This is a genomic window from Microvirga sp. BF8, assembly GCF_059888585.1.
Genome location: NZ_CM187619.1, coordinates 435,859 through 452,601 on the forward strand (window position 1 = coordinate 435,859; position 16,743 = coordinate 452,601).

Below are 16,743 nucleotides of genomic sequence, written 5' to 3' on the forward strand. Positions count from 1 at the left end.
CCGGAGAGTCATCGATGCTCAAATGGGCCCTGATCTTCCTGGTGATTTCCCTCGTTGCGGGCGCACTGGGCTTTACCGGCGTTGCCTCTGGCGCCAAGACAATTGCCAAGGTCCTTTTCGGTCTTTTCCTTGTCCTTTTCGTCATCTTGCTGCTGCTCGCCTGGAGCGCCGGTGAGCTGCTGTTCTAGGAAGTCGGCCCCTTTGATAGGTCGCCGACGGACATATGCGTTCAGTGCATGAACTGTCTGCTCTCCCAGGAATGCCCCTTTCTGCGTGACCCGCTATGACGGTGCGCAGCCAGAGATGTGCGTTTGGGATCGCGTTCGTGAAACGTTTTGTCGTTCAGGGTGCGGTCCGCAACATATTTGAAAGGATCATTCCATGAAGCGTCGCTCTTTCCTCCAAGCTGCTACGGTAGGGGCGGCTGCGAGTTCCGTGGCCATGCCGGCTATTGCCCAGTCCGCACCCGAGATCCGCTGGCGCATGACCTCGGGTTTTCCGAAATCCCTCGATACCTTGTTCGGCACGGGCGAGCTTCTTGCCAAATATGTCCTGGAGGCGACGGACGGAAAGTTTCAGATCCAGTCCTTCGCTGCTGGCGAAATCGTCGGCACGCCGCAGGCGATCGACGCTGTCGGCAACGGCACCGTCGAGATGGCTCATTCGTGCTCGTACTATTACATTGGCAAGGATCCGACCTTTGCCATCGGCACCAATCTGCCCTTCGGACTCAATTCGCGTCAGACCAATGCCTGGCTCTATCACGGCGACGGCAGCAAGCTGCTCAACGAATTCTACGCCAAATACAACCTCTTTGCCCTTCCTGGCGGAAATACCGGCGCGCAGATGGGCGGCTGGTTCCGCAAGGAGATCAAGACCGTTCAGGATCTCAGTGGCCTGAAGATGCGCATCGCGGGCCTCGCCGGACAGATCATGGCGAAGCTCGGTATCGTGCCGCAGCAGATTGCGGGCGGGGATCTCTATCCCTCGCTTGAGCGTGGCACCATTGACGCGGCGGAGTGGGTCGCCCCCTATGACGATGAGAAGCTCGGCCTCAACAAGGTTGCGCCCTACTACTATTATCCCGGCTTCTGGGAAGGGGGGCCCGCGATTCACTTCTTCTTCAATCTGGAGAAGTGGAACACGCTGCCGAAGGCCTATCAGGCCGCGGTCACGGCAGCTGCGGGCTATGCCAATGTGGACATGCAGGCGAAGTACGACGCCCGCAATCCGAAGGCCTTGCGCAGCCTGATCGGCGCGGGCGCGCAGCTGCGTCCCTTCTCGCCCGAGATCATGGAGGCAGCCTACAAGGCCGCCAACGAGATCTATGACGAACTCTCTGCCTCGAATCCCGATTTCAAGAAGCTCTACGAGAGTTACAAGGCCTTCCGTGGCGAGGAGTATCTCTGGTTCCAGGTGGCGGAATACGCCTACGACAACTTCATGATCCGCGCCCGGGCGAGGGGCTGAACGAAAAGGCGGACGTGACGACAGCGCCCGCCTGCCGTCCTGGCGGAAGACCTACTGGCTCGCGTCGTCGATCGAGACGGCGCGATCCGCGAGCTTTGCTGCAAAGTAGGCGACGGTCTGGGAGTAGACCTGGGATTTGTTCCACTCCTTCAGGGCCGCGAAATTGGTCGCGCCTGGGGACCAGTCGGCGCCGCGCACCCAACCGTGACCCCTGAGGTAATTCGCGGTCGAGGCCAGAACGTCGGCCGGGCTGTGCAGCAGGTCCGCCCTTCCGTCACCATCGAAATCGACGGCATATTTCACGTAGGACGATGGCATGAACTGCGTCTGACCCAACTCTCCAGCCCAGGCTCCGCGCATTTCGCCAGGCCTGAGATCGCCACGCTCGACGATCCGCAGGGCATCGAAGAGATGGGCCTGGAACATGTCCGAGCGTCTGCAATCGTAAGCGAGAGTGGCGACGGAGCGGATGGTCGCCATATTGCCCTTTACGGCACCGAAATCGCTTTCCAGCCCCCAGATCGCGACCAGCACCGGACCGGGAACGCCGAATTGCTGTTCGATCCGCGCAAGCGTGCCGGCATGCTTGCGGAGAAGTGCGCTGCCCGTCTTGAGCCGGTACGACGACACCATGCGGCCTGCAAACTGCTCGAAGCTCTGCTTGAACACACCCTGGCCGCGATCCTTCTTGATCACGCCCGGATCGAAGGAGATGCCGGCCAAGCCGGCATCGACCGCGTCTGCGGCAATCCCCTTGCGAATGGCTTCCTGACGGATGTCGCCAAGCCACTTCTCGAACCCGGCAGGATCCCGGCACGTGGCCGCGGAGACTTGTCCCGCCGCCGCCAAGCCAACCGCGAGGATCGATATGCGCAACATGGCTGACATCGCCTTCTCCCACTTTCGCCAAGGTTACTGGCGACCTAGGGCTTGAGCCGTGCAACTCAAGAGGATGCGGACGCAACCCGAAGCCAAGCCGGGCGTTTTCCTCGAGTGGATCTTTTGTCCCTGGAGTTCTTCATGTCCCTGCCGATGAGTGCGATCCAGCCCCTGTCGGCCTCCTGGGCTGCCGCCATGCTTCTCGCATTATGGGCGCCGGATGCGCATGCGGCCCTGCGCATGCTCGGGGAGCCGCCTCCAGCGCCCTCGGTCCGGTTCGAGCCGGATGCGGATCGAACCCTTATCTCGACCCGGGTGGACGGCAATGCCTGTCTGACGCTGACATTGCCGCAAGAATGGCGCCTTACATCGGGGAACGATCCGCGGATCGTTCTCACCGCCTCGGGCGGGGCGGAGCTGGAAGCGATTCTGCGACCCGCCGGCGATGTGAAGGATATGCCGCAGACCGACCTCGCAAGCCGCGATGCCGCGCTTCTGCAACGCGACAATGAGGACATGTTCGGCCGGCCGGCCCAGGCCGCCACATTATCCGCACTGTCCTCAGGGGCCAAACGCTGGACCGCGACCTGGATCGACGCGAGCTTTCCGGCCGCCTCGCGGGAGGTGACCCTGGACACCGTCATCGTTCCACTCTCGGACGACTGGCTGCTTGAACTGTCCCTGAGCCAGGTCGATGCCCCTGCGGCCTATGAAGCCCTCGTGGGCAAGATTCTTGCCGGCCTGAAGCTGGCGTCGGCGGGCACCTGTCGGGGCGGCACGCGCTGAGCGAGCATCGGCTGGGATGGGGATGGCATACTGGACCAGTCCGATCCGACCATGACCGTTCAGGCGTTCGGCACCAGTTCGGTGCCGACCGGCACGGCGGGCTCGGGTACGAAAGCCTCCTTCTGCGCCTCCGGGGGCGCCGCGCGCTGCCGGATGCGGTAGACGCCCCATGATGCCATGAGAATCTGGGCCGCCACCGTGGCATAGGCCAAGCCCCGCGGTCCGAAGGCCGACATGGCCATGCCCGACAGCACAGGGCCTGCCGATGAGCCCGCTCCGAGCACGATCAGGAGCCCGCCGGATGCAGCGACGAACTCGCCCGGCTCCACCATGTCGTTCACATGGGCCGTGACGATGCTGTAGGTGGGAATGACGCTTCCGCCGAAAATCAGAACGCAGATATAGAGCACCCAGCCGGGGGGCTTGTCCGGAATGAAGGTCAGCAGCGCGAGCAGGATCGCCGCTGCCGTTCCCGCCGCTGCAATAATGACGAAGCGCCGGTCCGTTCGATCGGAGAACCAGCCGAGCGGCCATGTCATGGCAAATCCCCCGAGGGTTCCGCAGGCCATGAAGACGGCAATGCCGCCGGTATCGAGACCGGCCTGTTGCGCGAACAGCGGGCCAAGGGCGAAGAAGGACGCACTGGTCACGCCGCAGAGGAATGCCGCAACGATCCCGAACGGGGATTGCCGATAGAGGCGCCGCAGGTTGACCCTGGCGTCGCCGGTCGCATGGAGCGGTGCTGTTGCGCGTGAGAGCGCGATGGGAACCAGCGCCAGCGATATGATCATGGACACGATACAGAACAGGCGGAAACCGGACGGATTGCCCATCGGCAGGAGGAGTTGTCCGCTGATCCCCGCGATGAGGCCGGTCATGCCGTAGAGGCTCAGGATCTGCCCACGCGTCTGGCCGGTCGCGGCGGCATTGAGCCAGCTTTCAACGACCATGAAGAGACCCGCGAAGCAGAACCCGGTCAGTGCACGCGCAGCGATCCATACGACAGGGTGAACCACAAGAAGATGCAGCAATGCCGTCGACGCCGCGACGGCGGCGAAGGCCGCGAATGTCCGCGTGTGTCCGACCCCGGCGATGACGCTGCCGGCCCAGATTGATCCGAAGACGATCCCGACCCAGAAGGCCGCGCCAACCATGCCGATCTCCGTCGGGGAAAAGGTCTCAATGCCGCCGCGAACGCTCAGGAGTGTTCCCTGAAGGGTATTGCCCATCTGCATGAGTCCATAGCCAAGAAGCAGGGCAAGCAAGGTCGGCAGTACGTTGCGCAGAGATGTGGGCATGAAGGATTCTCTAGGCGTGAGATGGCGTTCGCCATGTCGACAGATCCTCGGCGATCGGAATTTCCTGGTCGCCCGACTACATCGGCGGCTGTCTTTGCAGTGGTCGCAATGGAGCGCAGGATGCGTCGCCCCAGGGTTGAACTCTCTCCGAATGAGAGGGTTCCGATGCGACCGGCCGATTGGAAAAGGGCAAATTGGGAGAGGCCGCCTGGCAAAAGTGGGGGATGGAACATCCGCAGCGCGAGCCATGATCTTGCCACAGTCGGACTCGCTAATCCGCCAACTCGATCAATAGCCGAGTTTGTTAAGACGGTATCATTGCGCACCACTAGCCGAGTATCGGAGGAGGTGGCTGATGGATGCAGACGTCGACAATGCTATTTCCCTGCAGGCGGAGAGCGTTCGCCTGCACGTTCGCAGATTGCTGATGAATCTCGTTCTCCACGAGAAGAAAAAGGTTTCCGATTTCACGAAGGCACTGGCGGACCTGAAGGAACTCGCACACCGTACCAACGGAGCGCCGCTCTTCGATCAGCCGGATTATGCCAGTCTCCTCATGGCGCTGCCGGCAGCCGTTTATGCGACCGATCCCTCGGGTTTCATCATCTTTTATAACGAGGCGGCCGTGGCGCTCTGGGGGAGGCGTCCGGTTCTGGGAGAAGACCGCTGGTGCGGGTCCTGGCGCATGTTCTACTCCGATGGCAGGCCCATGCGACGCGACGATTGTCCCCTGGCTCGGGCATTGTGCGAAAACAGAGACGTGCGCGACATCGATGCCATCGCGGAGCGGCCGGATGGGACGCGGGTCCATTTCATGGCGTTCCCGACCCTTTTGCGCGATGCCCTCGATAGGGTCGTCGGCGCCGTGAACCTCCTCGTCGACCTGAGCGCGACGACGGTCCTGGTGCCTGTCGATGGTCGGGAGCGGCGGTCATGAGGACCTTTCATGCATCCCGTATCCGCCTTTGTCTATTTTCTCTCGTGTATTGAGGTGTTCAATGCGTTGCTATTTCAATCTGACGAACGGTGACGATTTTTTTGCCGATAACGATGGGGTCGAAGTGGCCAGCCTCGACCAGGCCCACGGGGAAGCTCTGGATGCGATCCGTGAAATCTTCCATGACGATGCCTCCGACATCGATCTTCAGGGTTGGGCTCTGGATGTCGTCGATCCGGCAGGACGGGTTCTTCTGTCGATGTCCCTGGAGGATGCCGTCGAGGCGCCGCGCCTCAACAGCGATTTCGACGATTCATTCGATCTGATGCACTGATGGCCGCGAGGAGGCGGATGGCAGGCCTGCGTCGCTGATTGCGACGATGATCGGTGCCGCGGCATGCGCCGAAGCACGGACTTTTCACGAAGTGGCGTCCGTGCGGCGTCGGCATGGTCGATCCGGTCCCGGATCTTGTCCCCGCCGGGCCAGAGGGATCAGCTGTCCATCTTCAGCGCGGCAATGAAGGCTTCCTGCGGGATGTCGACCTTGCCGAACTGGCGCATCCGCTTCTTGCCTTCCTTCTGCTTGTCCAGCAGCTTGCGCTTGCGGGAGGCGTCGCCGCCGTAGCACTTGGCGGTCACGTCCTTGCGCAGCGCGCGGATGGTTTCGCGCGCAATGATCTTCCCGCCGATGGCGGCCTGAACCGGGATCTGGAACATGTGCGGCGGGATCAGCTCCTTCAGCTTCTCGCACATGGCGCGGCCACGGCCTTCGGCCCGGTCGCGGTGGACCAGCATGGAGAGTGCGTCCACCGGCTCGGCATTGACCAGTACCGACATTTTCACGAGATCGCCCTCGCGGTAATCGGAGATATGGTAGTCGAAGGAAGCGTAGCCTTTCGAGATCGACTTCAGGCGGTCATAGAAATCGAACACCACTTCGTTGAGCGGCAGGTCATAGACCACCATGGCGCGCTTGCCGACATAGTTCAGGTCGATCTGGACGCCGCGCCGCTCCTGGCAGAGCTTGAGAACGGAGCCTAGATAATCGTCGGGAGTGAGGATCGTCGCGCGGATCCAGGGCTCTTCGATGGACTCGATCTTCATCACGTCCGGCATGTCGGCCGGGTTGTGCAGCTCGATGGTCGAGCCGTCACGCAGCTTCAGGTGATAGACCACGGAAGGCGCCGTGGAGATGAGATCGAGGTTGAACTCGCGCTCCAGGCGCTCCTGGATGATCTCGAGATGCAGGAGGCCGAGGAAGCCGCAGCGGAAGCCGAAGCCCAGCGCCGCGGAGGTTTCCATCTCGTAGGAGAAGCTGGCATCGTTGAGGCGCAGCTTGCCCATGGCGGCGCGCAGGTTCTCGAACTCGGCCGCATCCACGGGGAAGAGGCCGCAGAACACCACCGGCTGCACCGGCTTGAAGCCAGGGAGCGCCTGGGCGGTCGGCTTGCGGTCGTCCGTGATGGTGTCGCCGACGCGGGTATCAGCCACTTCCTTGATCGAGGCCGTGAAGAAGCCGACTTCGCCCGGGCCGAGCTGGGCCATTTCCTGCATCTTCGGCGAGAAGACGCCCACCCGATCGAGGCTGTAGGAGGCGCCGGTGCCCATCATCTTGATGGTCTGCCCCTTCTTCATCACGCCGTCGACGATGCGCACGAGGACTACAACGCCGAGATAGGCGTCGTACCAGCTGTCGACGAGAAGGGCCTTCAGGGGAGCCGTCTCGTCGCCCTTCGGTGGCGGCAGCTTCGTGACGATCGCCTCCAGCACGCCCTCGATATTGAGGCCGGTCTTGGCCGAGATCGGTACGGCGTCCGAGGCGTCGATTCCGATCACCTCCTCGATCTGCTCCTTGATCCGGTCAGGATCGGCAGCCGGAAGGTCGATCTTGTTGAGGACTGGGACGATCTCGTGATTGGCGTCGATGGCCTGATAGACGTTGGCCAGAGTCTGAGCCTCCACGCCCTGGGAGGCGTCGACGACCAGAAGCGAGCCTTCGCAGGCGGCCAGCGAGCGGGACACCTCATAGGCAAAGTCCACGTGGCCGGGGGTATCCATGAGGTTCAGGATATAGGTCTTGCCGTCCTGCGCCTTGTATTCCAGGCGCACCGTCTGCGCCTTGATGGTAATGCCACGCTCGCGCTCGATATCCATGTTGTCGAGCACCTGCTCCGTCATTTCCCGAGCGGAAAGGGCGCCCGTGGTCTGGATCAGACGGTCGGCGAGCGTCGACTTCCCGTGGTCGATATGGGCCACGATGGAGAAGTTGCGGATGTTATCGAAGGTGCGTGCGGTCATTTAATGTTGCGATGATGCCCAAATGTCTGTTGGCAGGCCTTAGCAGCTAGCCCCTTCAAAGCCAAGGGAAGGGGTTGTCGCGATAGTCCGTGATAAATCAAGGCGATGCCTTCGCCCGGCAGCCTTCGCCTACCGGCCCTGCTCGAGCAGGCGGGTGATCACGCGGGCCGTATAGTCGACCATCGGGACGATGCGGGCATAGTTGAGCCGCGTCGGCCCGATCACGCCGAGTACGCCGACGATCTTCTGGCTGGCGTCGCGGAAGGGTGCCGCGATCATCGATGAGCCGGACAGGGAGAAGAGCTTGTTTTCCGACCCGATGAAGATCCGCACTCCCTCGCCGTTCTCGGCGCGGGTGAGCAGATCGATGACGTCGGTCTGCGTTTCCAGGTCCTCGAAAAGCAGGCGGATGCGTTCGAGATCCTCGACGGCTCTCAGGTCGTCCAGAAGATTGGCCTGGCCGCGCACGATCAGCTGGCGCGACTCCGCAGCGCCCACGGTGGTCGCCAGTCCGGCCTCCACCAGTCTTGCCGTCAGCGCGTCGAGCTGGCGCTCCATGTCGCTGCGGCGGGCCGCGACCTCCTCCTTGAGATCGGCCAGCGTCTTGCTACGGATGCGGGCGTTCAGGAAGTTGCCGGCCTCGACCAGGGCGCTCGCGGGCAGTCCGGGAGGCAGGTCGAGCAGACGGTTCTCCACCGAGCCGTCCTCGCCGACGAGCACGACGAGGGCGCGCGCCGGATCGAGCCGCACGAACTCGATATGCTTGAGGCGGGCGTTGGATTTCGAGGTCACCACCACCCCGGCGCCCCGGGAGATGCCGGACAGCAGGGCCGAGGCCTCGGCCAGTGCCGTCTCCATGGTGTGGCCGGACGCGGCGGCCCTCATCTGGGCCTCGATGCGCGCGCGCTCCTCGCTGCTGACGTCGCCGATCTCCATCATCGCGTCGACGAAGAAGCGCAGGCCGGTCTCCGTAGGCAGGCGCCCGGCACTGGTATGGGGCGCGAAGATCAGGCCGGCCGTCTCCAGATCCGACATCACGTTGCGGATCGAGGCGGGCGACAGGGTCATCGGCAGGATGCGCGACAGATTGCGCGAGCCTACGGGCTCGCCCGTGGCGAGATAGCTCTCCACGATCCGGCGGAAGATCTCGCGCGAGCGATCGTTCAGATCCGCCATGGCACGGATCTCGCTGAACTGTGGAGATGGGCTCTGCTTGTTCATCGCAGGCGGTCAAACCTCGTCTGTCGGCGTTGCAATCTTATTATGTGAAGTTTGCCGCGCTTAAACGCAAGCCCGCTCAAGGGTTCCGGCTGAAAAGGACCGGGAGGAAATCCTTCCGGCGGCAGTCCGCTTTCCGTCGTCTTGCCGTTCCGGCTGCGGATCGATAAGAGCACCGGAGCTTCATGGAGATCAACAGATGCGCCCTTCCCAACGTGCCTTGGACGAACTGCGCCCCGTCAGCCTGGAGCGCAGCGTCGCGCGTTATGCGGAGGGATCCTGCCTCGTCTCCTTCGGCAATACCCGCGTGCTGTGCACTGCCTCCCTCGAGGAGAAGGGGCCGCCATGGCTGCGCGGAACCGGCAAGGGCTGGGTCACGGCCGAATACGCCATGCTGCCCCGTGCCACCCACGAGCGCACGCGGCGAGAGGTGACGTCCGGCAAACCGTCGGGCCGGACCCAGGAGATCCAGCGTCTCATCGGCCGTTCCCTGCGCGCGGTCGTCAATCTCCCCGCCATCGGCGAGCGGCAGATCGTGATCGATTGCGACGTGATCCAGGCCGATGGCGGCACCCGCACCGCCTCCATCACGGGGGCGTGGGTGGCGCTCCACGAGTGCTTCACCTGGATGCAGAACCGCTCCATCATCTCGATCAACCCCCTGCGCGAACCGGTCGCCGCGATTTCCTGCGGGATCTATCAGGGCAAGCCGGTGCTCGACCTGGATTATGCGGAGGATTCGGCTGCCGAAACGGACGCGAACTTCGTGATCACCGGTTCCGGCGGCCTCGTCGAGGTGCAGGGGACGGCGGAAGGGAAGCCCTTCTCGGAGGAGGAGTTTCTCAGCCTTCTCCGGCTCGCGAAGGCAGGGGTGTCCCAGCTGGTCGAGTTGCAGAAGAAGGCTGTGGCGTAGACGGCCGTCCCAGTGGCTCCTGGCGAAGGCGGGAGCCATACGGCGAGTGCCGGGAATGCTTTTCTCGGGCGTCGCCTGGAAACGACAAGCGTTGTCCCGAGAGGTTTTCCGATGCCCCGTCCCCTGACCGGAAAGGTCATCATCGCCACCCACAATCCCGGCAAGCTTCGCGAGATGCAGGAGCTTTTCGCACCCTTCGGCGTCGAAGCCGTGTCTGCCGGAGAACTCGGGCTGCCGGTACCGGCTGAGACCGGGCACATGTTTGCGGAGAACGCGGCCATCAAGGCTCACGCGGCGGCCAAGGCCACGGGGCTGCCGGCCCTCTCAGATGATTCCGGCCTCTGCGTCGATGCTCTCGACGGAGCCCCCGGGCTCTTCACGGCCGACTGGGCAGGACCGAACAAGGATTTCCCCACGGCCATGCAGCGGGTCGAGCGGGAATTGCAGAGGCGAGGCGTCACGGCCACCGGCAACCGGAAGGCGCATTTCGTGTCGGCCCTGGTGATCGCCTGGCCGGACGGGCATGAGGAATTGTTCGAGGGTCGCGTCTTCGGGCAGGTCGTCTGGCCGCCCCGCGGCGCGCAGGGCTTTGGCTACGACCCCATGTTCCAGCCCGACGGCTTCAGCGAAACCTTCGGGGAGCTGTCCTCTGAGCGCAAGCACGGCATCGACTGGTCCGCGCCCGAACCCCGGGCCCTGTCGCACAGGGCGCGCGCCTTCCTCGAACTGGCCGCCGGCTGCCTGCGCAGAGCATAGGCAAACGAGAAGGAGCGCCCGTGGGCGCTCCTGGTATTGTGATGTGGACGGTCAGGCGCCGGCCGGGCCGCTCTTGTCGGCGCGGCGCTTGGCCATGAAGGCGTCGAACTCCTCGCGGTCCTTGGCCCGCTTCAGCTCCTCGACGAAGTCGCGGAATTCGCGAGCCTCCTCGTCAAGCTTGCGACGCTCTTCCTCGAGCCGCTCGATTTCGCGACGACGATATTCGTCGAAGGCAGCGTTGCCCGTGCCCGTTCCGAAACCGCCGGCCGGCCGGCGATAGGCGAACAGGTCGTCGATCGGGCGGCCGAAATTCTCACGGAAGAAGGCCTTTGCCTCATCGAATTTAGGATATCCCATGACTTTCCAGACCAGATAAGCGACCGCAAGCGGCCAGAACCAGATGAAGGCCAGGACGATGCCGGCGATCTCCAGGGCGCGCCGGGGCGGACGCCCGCCGCAGCGACGGTGATGAGCGCCGTTGTTCCAGGGCCCCGAACGGCCGGATTCGGAAGAGCCCGATCCCGGAAAGCCGGAGCTGGAGTTCCAGGCGGTGGAAGCAGAGTCAGACATCGCAGTTCCCGCATGTTAATGCTAACAACATTTACATGCGGATCGATTCAGGCGCTTTCAAGGGCCGATCACGCGGTGCGGGCTATTTTTTGAAAGCGTCCGGTTTTCGCTGGAGCGCGCCGTGGACAAGGGCCAGGACGCCGGCCCGCAGCAACTCGTATTTGTCGGGAAGGCCAGGACCTTTGGGAAGCTGCCCCGAGGCATCGAGGGTGGCGATCCCATGCGACAGGGCCCAGACCTCGAGGGCGATGAACCGGACATCCACGTCCTTGAAGCCGTCGGGGAAGGTGTCGGACAGAGCCTGGACCAGGAACCCGAAAGCTCCGCCGGGGGCTGCGGCGGCCTGCACCGCCGGCTTCTCCTTCACGCCTTTGGCCCAGGGCGGGCCGCAGGTCTCCGAATCCTGAGCCTCCGCCGGGCGTGGCGAGAACATGGCCGCATAGAATCCCGGCTCCTGCTCGGCGAAGGCCAGATAGGCCTCGCCCATCCGCGTGAAGCGCTCGAGGGGGGTGCCGGCGCTCGTCAAGGCGCGGCCGAGCCGCTCGGCAAGCTGGCTGAAGCCCCGGAACGCGACCTCGGCCACCAGGGCGTCGCGGCCGCGGAAATGGCGGTAGAGCGCTGCCGGCGTGACGCCGACGAGCTTGGCCGCGTCTGCCAGCGTAAAGCCGCCGAGGCCGCGCTCGGCGATGAACCGCTGCGCCGCCTCGATGAGCGCTTCCTTGAGATTGCCGTGATGGTAGCCCTGCCGGTCGAACGGGGCGCGCCAATGCCGCATGACGATACCTGTACTGTCTTTGCGTCCAGCCTAAGCCCTGGAGGACGGGGAGGCTAGATCGGGTCGCTCAGGATGAACCTTGCTCGCGGGAAAATGTTCGCTCTCCCAAACGGATGGCCCGCCCATGCGGCAAGGGGGAGAGTGACGGGCGGGTCCGGAACTGCCATATACGGGCCATGATCGACCATCCGACGCGCGATGTGGGCTTTGGCGTTTACGTGCACTGGCCCTTCTGCACCTCCAAGTGCCCCTATTGCGACTTCAACAGCCATGTCCGCCACCAGGGTGTCGATCAGGAACGGTTCCTGGCCGCCTTCCGGCGCGAGATCGCCCATACGGCCGCCCGCATTCCAGGACGGACGGTGACGAGCATCTTCTTCGGCGGCGGCACGCCCTCGCTGATGAAGCCGGAAACCGTGGGCGCCATTCTCGATGCCATCGGTGGCGCCTGGGCGGTCGATCCGGGTGCGGAGATCACGCTCGAGGCCAATCCGACCAGCGTCGAGGCGGAACGTTTCCGGGGCTATCGCCACGCCGGAATCAACCGGGTGTCGCTGGGCGTGCAGGCACTCAACGATCCCGATCTCAAGCGCCTGGGCCGCATGCATTCCGTGGACGAGGCCCTCGCCGCCGTAAGGGTCGCTGCCTCGATCTTCGAGCGCTATTCCTTCGACCTCATCTATGCCCGGCCAGACCAGACGCCGCAGGCATGGGGAGAGGAGCTGAAGCAGGCGATCGGCCATGCGGTGGAGCATCTCTCGCTCTACCAGCTCACCATCGAGCCCGGGACCTGGTTTCAACGCCTGTTCGATGCCGGAAGGATCACCGTGCCGGACGAGGACACCAGTCGGGCTCTCTACGACGTGACCCAGGACGTCTGCGAGGCGCATGGCCTGCCGGCCTACGAAATTTCAAACCATGCCCGCGCGGGCGCGGAATCCCGACACAACCTGCTCTATTGGCGCTATGGCGAATATGCCGGCATCGGTCCCGGCGCCCATGGCCGCCTGGTCACCGGCAATGCGCGGCTGGCCACCGCGACCGAGAAGCATCCGGAGACCTGGCTCGAGCGTGTCGAGCGCGATGGACACGGCGTCATCGACGAAGAGGTGCTTACCTCCGAAGCGGAGGGCGACGAATTCCTGCTCATGGGGCTACGCCTCAAGGAGGGCATCGAGCCGCGCCGGTTCGAAGCCTTCACCGGACGCAGGCTCAACGAAAAGCGCCTCCGGAACCTGGAGGAGGAAGGTCTCGTCCACCGGGACGGTGAGCGACTGCGCGTGACCCGCGAGGGCTTTCCTGTGCTAAACGCGGTGATCGCAGAACTGGCGGCCTGAGAGGCTGCCATCGTCCCGTGACGCACCTTTGGCGCGGACAGGGCATGAGACGGCGTTCGCGTCGCTATTTGCGCTTCACCTTTGTCTCGATCACATCCCACACGTTGACCGCGAGATCGGGTCCGCCGAGGCGCTTGATGGCGCGCAGGCCCGTCGGCGCCGTCACGTTGATTTCGGTAAGGTTGCCATCGATCACGTCGATGCCGACGAGAAGCAAGCCCATCCGCTTCAGGTCCGGGCCGATGGTCTCGCAAATCTCCCTTTCGCGTGGAGAAAGGTCCGTCGGCTTGGCCGCGCCGCCACGCACCATGTTGGAGCGAATGTCGTTGGCGGCCGGTACACGATTGACCGCGCCGGCGGCCTCGCCATCGATCAGGATGATGCGCTTGTCGCCCTCCGTCACCTTCGGCAGGAATCGCTGGATGACCCATGGCTCGCGGAAGGTCGCGGCGAAGAGGTCGAAGAGCGAGCCGAAATTCGGGTCCTCGCGGCCGATCTTGAACACGCTCGCGCCGCCATGGCCGTAGAGGGGCTTCATCACCACCTCGCCATGCTCGCGCCGGAACTCCTCGATCTCGCCCTTGTCGCGGGAGATGAGGGTCGGCGGCATGAGATGGGGGAAGCGGGTGACGAAGATCTTCTCCGGCGCATTGCGGACATGCGTCGGATCGTTGACCACGAGCGTCTCGGGGTGGATGCGCTCCAGGAAATGGGTGGCGGTGATATAGGCCAGATCGAAAGGCGGATCCTGGCGCATCAGCACCACGTCCGTATCCGCCAGGTTCACCCGCTCCGCGGTGCCGAGGGTGACATGGTCGCCCTCCACATCGCGCACCTCGACGGTTTCAGCCATGGCGGTGACGACTCCGTCGCGGAGGCTCAGCCGGTCCGGCGTATAATGCAGAATCCGGTGTCCGCGCCGTTGCGCCTCGAGCACGAGTGCGAAACCTGTATCGCCTGCGATCTTGATGCTGCTGATGTGATCCATCTGGATCGCGACGGTCAGGGTCATGCGTCAGTCTCCGTGAGAAGCGAGGTTATTGGCCGGAAACGCAGCAATGGCAACATCGCCGCCTCCGGGATGGGCCGAAAATTTCCGTTGCAGAACGCAAGACCTTGATGTTGCGCGCGTTTTTTGACGCTGCCCCTTGCGAACGAGGTCACGCTTGCCATCTGTTAGGCGATGTCCCGTCGTGCCCTTCTCATCGTCAATACGAAAAGCCGCAGCGGCGCCTCTCAATGCGAGAAGGCGGTCGCTATCCTGGAATCTCACGGGATCGAGCCCGTTCATCGGGAATGTGATGGCCGGGAGGAGTTGTCGCCGCTCATCGTCCGGCATGCGAAGGACGTCGATTGCGTCGTCGTCGGCGGCGGCGACGGGACTCTCAATGCCGCGGCGCATGGGGTCATGGAGGCGAACCTGCCGCTCGGCATTCTGCCCCTCGGCACGGCGAACGACCTCGCGCGCACGCTCGGCATTCCCTTCGACCTCGACAAGGCCGCCGACGTCATCGCCGCCGGTCGCACGCGGCAGATCGATCTCGGAATCGTCAACGGACATCCATTCTTCAACGTGGCCAGCATCGGCCTGTCGGCGGAACTGGCGCAGAAGCTGACGCGGGACATCAAGCGCCGCTTCGGCCGTCTCGGTTATGCATTGGTGGCCCTCAAGGTGCTGGCGCAGGCGCGCCCATTCCGGGCGACGATCATCAGCGAGACGGAGACCGCGCGGGTGAAGACCCTGCAGATCGCCGTCGGCAATGGGCGCTACTATGGCGGCGGCAACGCGGTCGAGAAGGACGCCGCCATCGACGATGAGCATCTCGACCTCTACAGCCTCGAGTTCAATCGCGCCTGGAAGCTGGCTCTCATGGCCCGCTCCTTCCGGTATGGCGCACACGGCGCCTGGCGCGAGGTGCGGGCGGTCCGCGCCCAGGAGTTCGACATCAGGACCCGCCTCCCGCGGCCCGTGAACGCCGACGGCGAGATCGTGACCCATACTCCTGCGCATTTTTCCATCAGGCCCAGCGCCGTTACGGTCTTTGCGCCGTGACGGCGAAGCACGCAGTTCAGCGCCATTCCGTGCAGGCTGAGGGCAGGGCGCCCGCTTCGGGCGCCTCGACCGGCGCAGGTTCGACAATGCTTGACCTGCCAAATGACGGCCGGCCATAGCGCACGGCGTCCTCGACCGCTCCGCGCGAGAGGCCGATATCGTGAAGCGCGCCATCCCCGAGCTGAGAAAGCAGGCGCATGTCGCGGCGGATGCGGAACTCCCGTGCGACGGCTGCGGCGATCCGGGCCAGAAGGGACGGGCGATGGGCGCGGGAGGCTCCAAGGGCGGAAGAGTAAGTGAGGGTCATGGGCATGGTTCGCTCCTGCAATCGTTCGGCATCGGCAAGAATTCCGGCAAGCCTCGGCCGTTCGCCGGAATGGGTCTCGGCGGGGCGCGTCGGAAGAGCTGCAAATGCGGTCGTATCGGCACCGCGAATTTGATCTCGGAGGATCTCGTCAGCGGCGAATGAAGAAACCATACGCCCTGGCCTTGCATAAATGAAACGAATGTTCATTATATTGAGAATAAGAAACCGTTATTGAGGTTGGCCATGGCCCGGAATCTCGATGTCAGCCTTCTGCGGGCCTTCGTGGCCGTCGTCGATGCCGGCGGAATGACCGCTGCGACCGGGATTCTCAACCTGACCCAGGCTGCCGTGAGTCAGCAGATCAAGCGGCTCGAGGAACTGGTCGGCGACGAGCTCATCACCCGCGACCGGCGCGGCATGAAGCTCACGGGCGCCGGGGAGCGTCTCTTCGGACGCGCCAAGCGCCTCCTGGCGCTCAACGACGAGATCTGGACCGAGATGACGACGCCTGAATACGAAGGCGAGGTCCGGCTCGGCATCCCGAGCGATATCATCACGACCTACCTGCCGACATTCCTGAAGGGCTTCGCCCGCTGCTATCCACGGGTACAGATCTCCCTGCACAGCGGGTCGAGCGCGAGGCTGCGTGCCGAGCTTGCCAGCGGCAAAGTCGATGTGGTCCTCGCGACCGAGCTCGCGTGTGATCCCGAGGGAGAGAACCTGGTGATGGACCGCCTGGTCTGGGTCGGTGCCCGCGGCGGCGAAGCTGTCCGGCAACGTCCGCTCCCGGTGTCGATCGGCTGTTCCGACTGCGCCTTCCGCGCACCCATCCGCGAGGCGCTGCAGACGGCCGGCATCGAATGGCGCTCGGCCTCCGAGGTCACGAACACGTCGGCGCAGGTGGCGACGGTCGCGGCGGACATCGCCGTCATGGCGTGGATGGCCTCGACGGTCCCCGAGGGGCTCGAGGTGCTGGGGCGTGAATCGGGCCTGCCCATGCTTCCGCCCTTCACGGTCAACCTTTATCTTCCTCGGGATGGCGGCAACCACATCGTGCAGGAGCTGGCGCGGCATATCCGCGAGGCGGTGGTCGAGCATCGCCGGCTGGTCGCGTAACCTCGATCCGACGTCTGTCCCCACCCTACG

General features: G+C 64.0%; 18 protein-coding genes. 10 read left to right on the forward strand and 8 right to left on the reverse strand.

The annotated features are described in order from the left end of the window. Positions 1-14 precede the first annotated feature (14 nt). Together AC522E_RS01985 and AC522E_RS01990 are read left to right on the forward strand one after the other, a co-directional pair. Positions 15-188, forward strand: a complete 174-nt coding sequence (locus AC522E_RS01985; protein WP_500748734.1) for a DUF1328 domain-containing protein — start codon at positions 15-17, stop codon at positions 186-188. 193 nt (positions 189-381) lie between these two features. Then, positions 382-1,470 (forward strand): TRAP transporter substrate-binding protein, encoded by a 1,089-nt coding sequence (locus AC522E_RS01990; protein ID WP_500748735.1) that lies wholly within the window; start codon positions 382-384, stop codon positions 1,468-1,470. A 51-nt stretch (positions 1,471-1,521) separates the two neighbouring features. On the opposite strand, the gene AC522E_RS01995 is transcribed toward AC522E_RS01990, so the two are convergent. Next, the gene (locus AC522E_RS01995; RefSeq protein WP_500748736.1) at positions 1,522-2,358 is read right to left on the reverse strand and encodes a lytic murein transglycosylase; all 837 of its coding nucleotides are present in this window, start codon (positions 2,356-2,358) and stop codon (positions 1,522-1,524) included. Positions 2,359-2,490: 132 nt separating this feature from the next. On the opposite strand from AC522E_RS01995, the gene AC522E_RS02000 reads away from it, so the two are divergent. Next, positions 2,491-3,135 (forward strand): hypothetical protein, encoded by a 645-nt coding sequence (locus tag AC522E_RS02000; protein WP_500748737.1) that lies wholly within the window; start codon positions 2,491-2,493, stop codon positions 3,133-3,135. 59 nt (positions 3,136-3,194) lie between these two features. Here the strand turns inward: AC522E_RS02000 and AC522E_RS02005 are convergent, their stop codons facing one another. Next, the gene (locus AC522E_RS02005; RefSeq protein ID WP_500748738.1) at positions 3,195-4,433 is read right to left on the reverse strand and encodes an MFS transporter; all 1,239 of its coding nucleotides are present in this window, start codon (positions 4,431-4,433) and stop codon (positions 3,195-3,197) included. Positions 4,434-4,788: 355 nt separating this feature from the next. On the opposite strand from AC522E_RS02005, the gene AC522E_RS02010 reads away from it, so the two are divergent. Both AC522E_RS02010 and AC522E_RS02015 read left to right on the forward strand, forming a co-directional pair. Further along, positions 4,789-5,370, forward strand: a complete 582-nt coding sequence (locus tag AC522E_RS02010; protein WP_500748739.1) for a hypothetical protein — start codon at positions 4,789-4,791, stop codon at positions 5,368-5,370. Between the two features lie 61 nt (positions 5,371-5,431). After that, positions 5,432-5,704 carry a DUF6894 family protein gene (locus tag AC522E_RS02015; protein ID WP_500748740.1) on the forward strand — a complete coding sequence of 91 codons (273 nt, stop codon included), beginning with the start codon at positions 5,432-5,434 and terminating at the stop codon, positions 5,702-5,704. Between the two features lie 158 nt (positions 5,705-5,862). Here AC522E_RS02015 and lepA read toward each other — a convergent pair whose 3' ends face one another. Then, on the reverse strand, positions 5,863-7,668 hold the full coding sequence (lepA, locus tag AC522E_RS02020) for a translation elongation factor 4 (protein WP_500748741.1): 1,806 nt from the start codon (positions 7,666-7,668) through the stop codon (positions 5,863-5,865). Positions 7,669-7,797: 129 nt separating this feature from the next. After that, on the reverse strand, positions 7,798-8,889 hold the full coding sequence (gene hrcA, locus AC522E_RS02025; protein ID WP_500748742.1) for a heat-inducible transcriptional repressor HrcA: 1,092 nt from the start codon (positions 8,887-8,889) through the stop codon (positions 7,798-7,800). A 196-nt stretch (positions 8,890-9,085) separates the two neighbouring features. Here hrcA and rph point away from each other — a divergent pair, with 196 nt between their 5' ends. Both rph and AC522E_RS02035 read left to right on the forward strand, forming a co-directional pair. Further along, a complete protein-coding gene (rph, locus tag AC522E_RS02030; protein ID WP_500748743.1) occupies positions 9,086-9,799 on the forward strand; it encodes a ribonuclease PH in 714 nt (237 codons plus the stop codon). Between the two features lie 111 nt (positions 9,800-9,910). After that, entirely contained in the window at positions 9,911-10,555 is a 645-nt protein-coding gene (locus tag AC522E_RS02035) for a non-canonical purine NTP pyrophosphatase (RefSeq protein ID WP_500748744.1), read from the forward strand. A gap of 51 nt (positions 10,556-10,606) precedes the next feature. Here the strand turns inward: AC522E_RS02035 and AC522E_RS02040 are convergent, their stop codons facing one another. Beyond that, positions 10,607-11,125, reverse strand: coding sequence for a DUF2852 domain-containing protein (locus AC522E_RS02040; RefSeq protein ID WP_500748745.1), 519 nt, complete (start codon positions 11,123-11,125; stop codon positions 10,607-10,609). Positions 11,126-11,207: 82 nt separating this feature from the next. Beyond that, on the reverse strand, positions 11,208-11,900 hold the full coding sequence (locus AC522E_RS02045) for a TetR/AcrR family transcriptional regulator (RefSeq protein ID WP_500748746.1): 693 nt from the start codon (positions 11,898-11,900) through the stop codon (positions 11,208-11,210). Between the two features lie 176 nt (positions 11,901-12,076). On the opposite strand from AC522E_RS02045, the gene hemW reads away from it, so the two are divergent. Then, positions 12,077-13,237 (forward strand): radical SAM family heme chaperone HemW, encoded by a 1,161-nt coding sequence (hemW, locus tag AC522E_RS02050; protein ID WP_500748747.1) that lies wholly within the window; start codon positions 12,077-12,079, stop codon positions 13,235-13,237. 64 nt (positions 13,238-13,301) lie between these two features. On the opposite strand, the gene gshB is transcribed toward hemW, so the two are convergent. Continuing rightward, the gene (gene gshB / locus AC522E_RS02055) at positions 13,302-14,249 is read right to left on the reverse strand and encodes a glutathione synthase (protein ID WP_500748748.1); all 948 of its coding nucleotides are present in this window, start codon (positions 14,247-14,249) and stop codon (positions 13,302-13,304) included. A gap of 171 nt (positions 14,250-14,420) precedes the next feature. Between gshB and AC522E_RS02060 the strand changes: the two genes are divergently transcribed. Then, the gene (locus tag AC522E_RS02060) at positions 14,421-15,290 is read left to right on the forward strand and encodes a lipid kinase (RefSeq protein ID WP_500748749.1); all 870 of its coding nucleotides are present in this window, start codon (positions 14,421-14,423) and stop codon (positions 15,288-15,290) included. Between the two features lie 16 nt (positions 15,291-15,306). On the opposite strand, the gene AC522E_RS02065 is transcribed toward AC522E_RS02060, so the two are convergent. Then, positions 15,307-15,603 carry a DUF1127 domain-containing protein gene (locus tag AC522E_RS02065; protein WP_500748750.1) on the reverse strand — a complete coding sequence of 99 codons (297 nt, stop codon included), beginning with the start codon at positions 15,601-15,603 and terminating at the stop codon, positions 15,307-15,309. Between the two features lie 237 nt (positions 15,604-15,840). Between AC522E_RS02065 and AC522E_RS02070 the strand changes: the two genes are divergently transcribed. After that, positions 15,841-16,713, forward strand: coding sequence for a LysR substrate-binding domain-containing protein (locus AC522E_RS02070; RefSeq protein ID WP_500748751.1), 873 nt, complete (start codon positions 15,841-15,843; stop codon positions 16,711-16,713). Positions 16,714-16,743 lie beyond the last annotated feature (30 nt).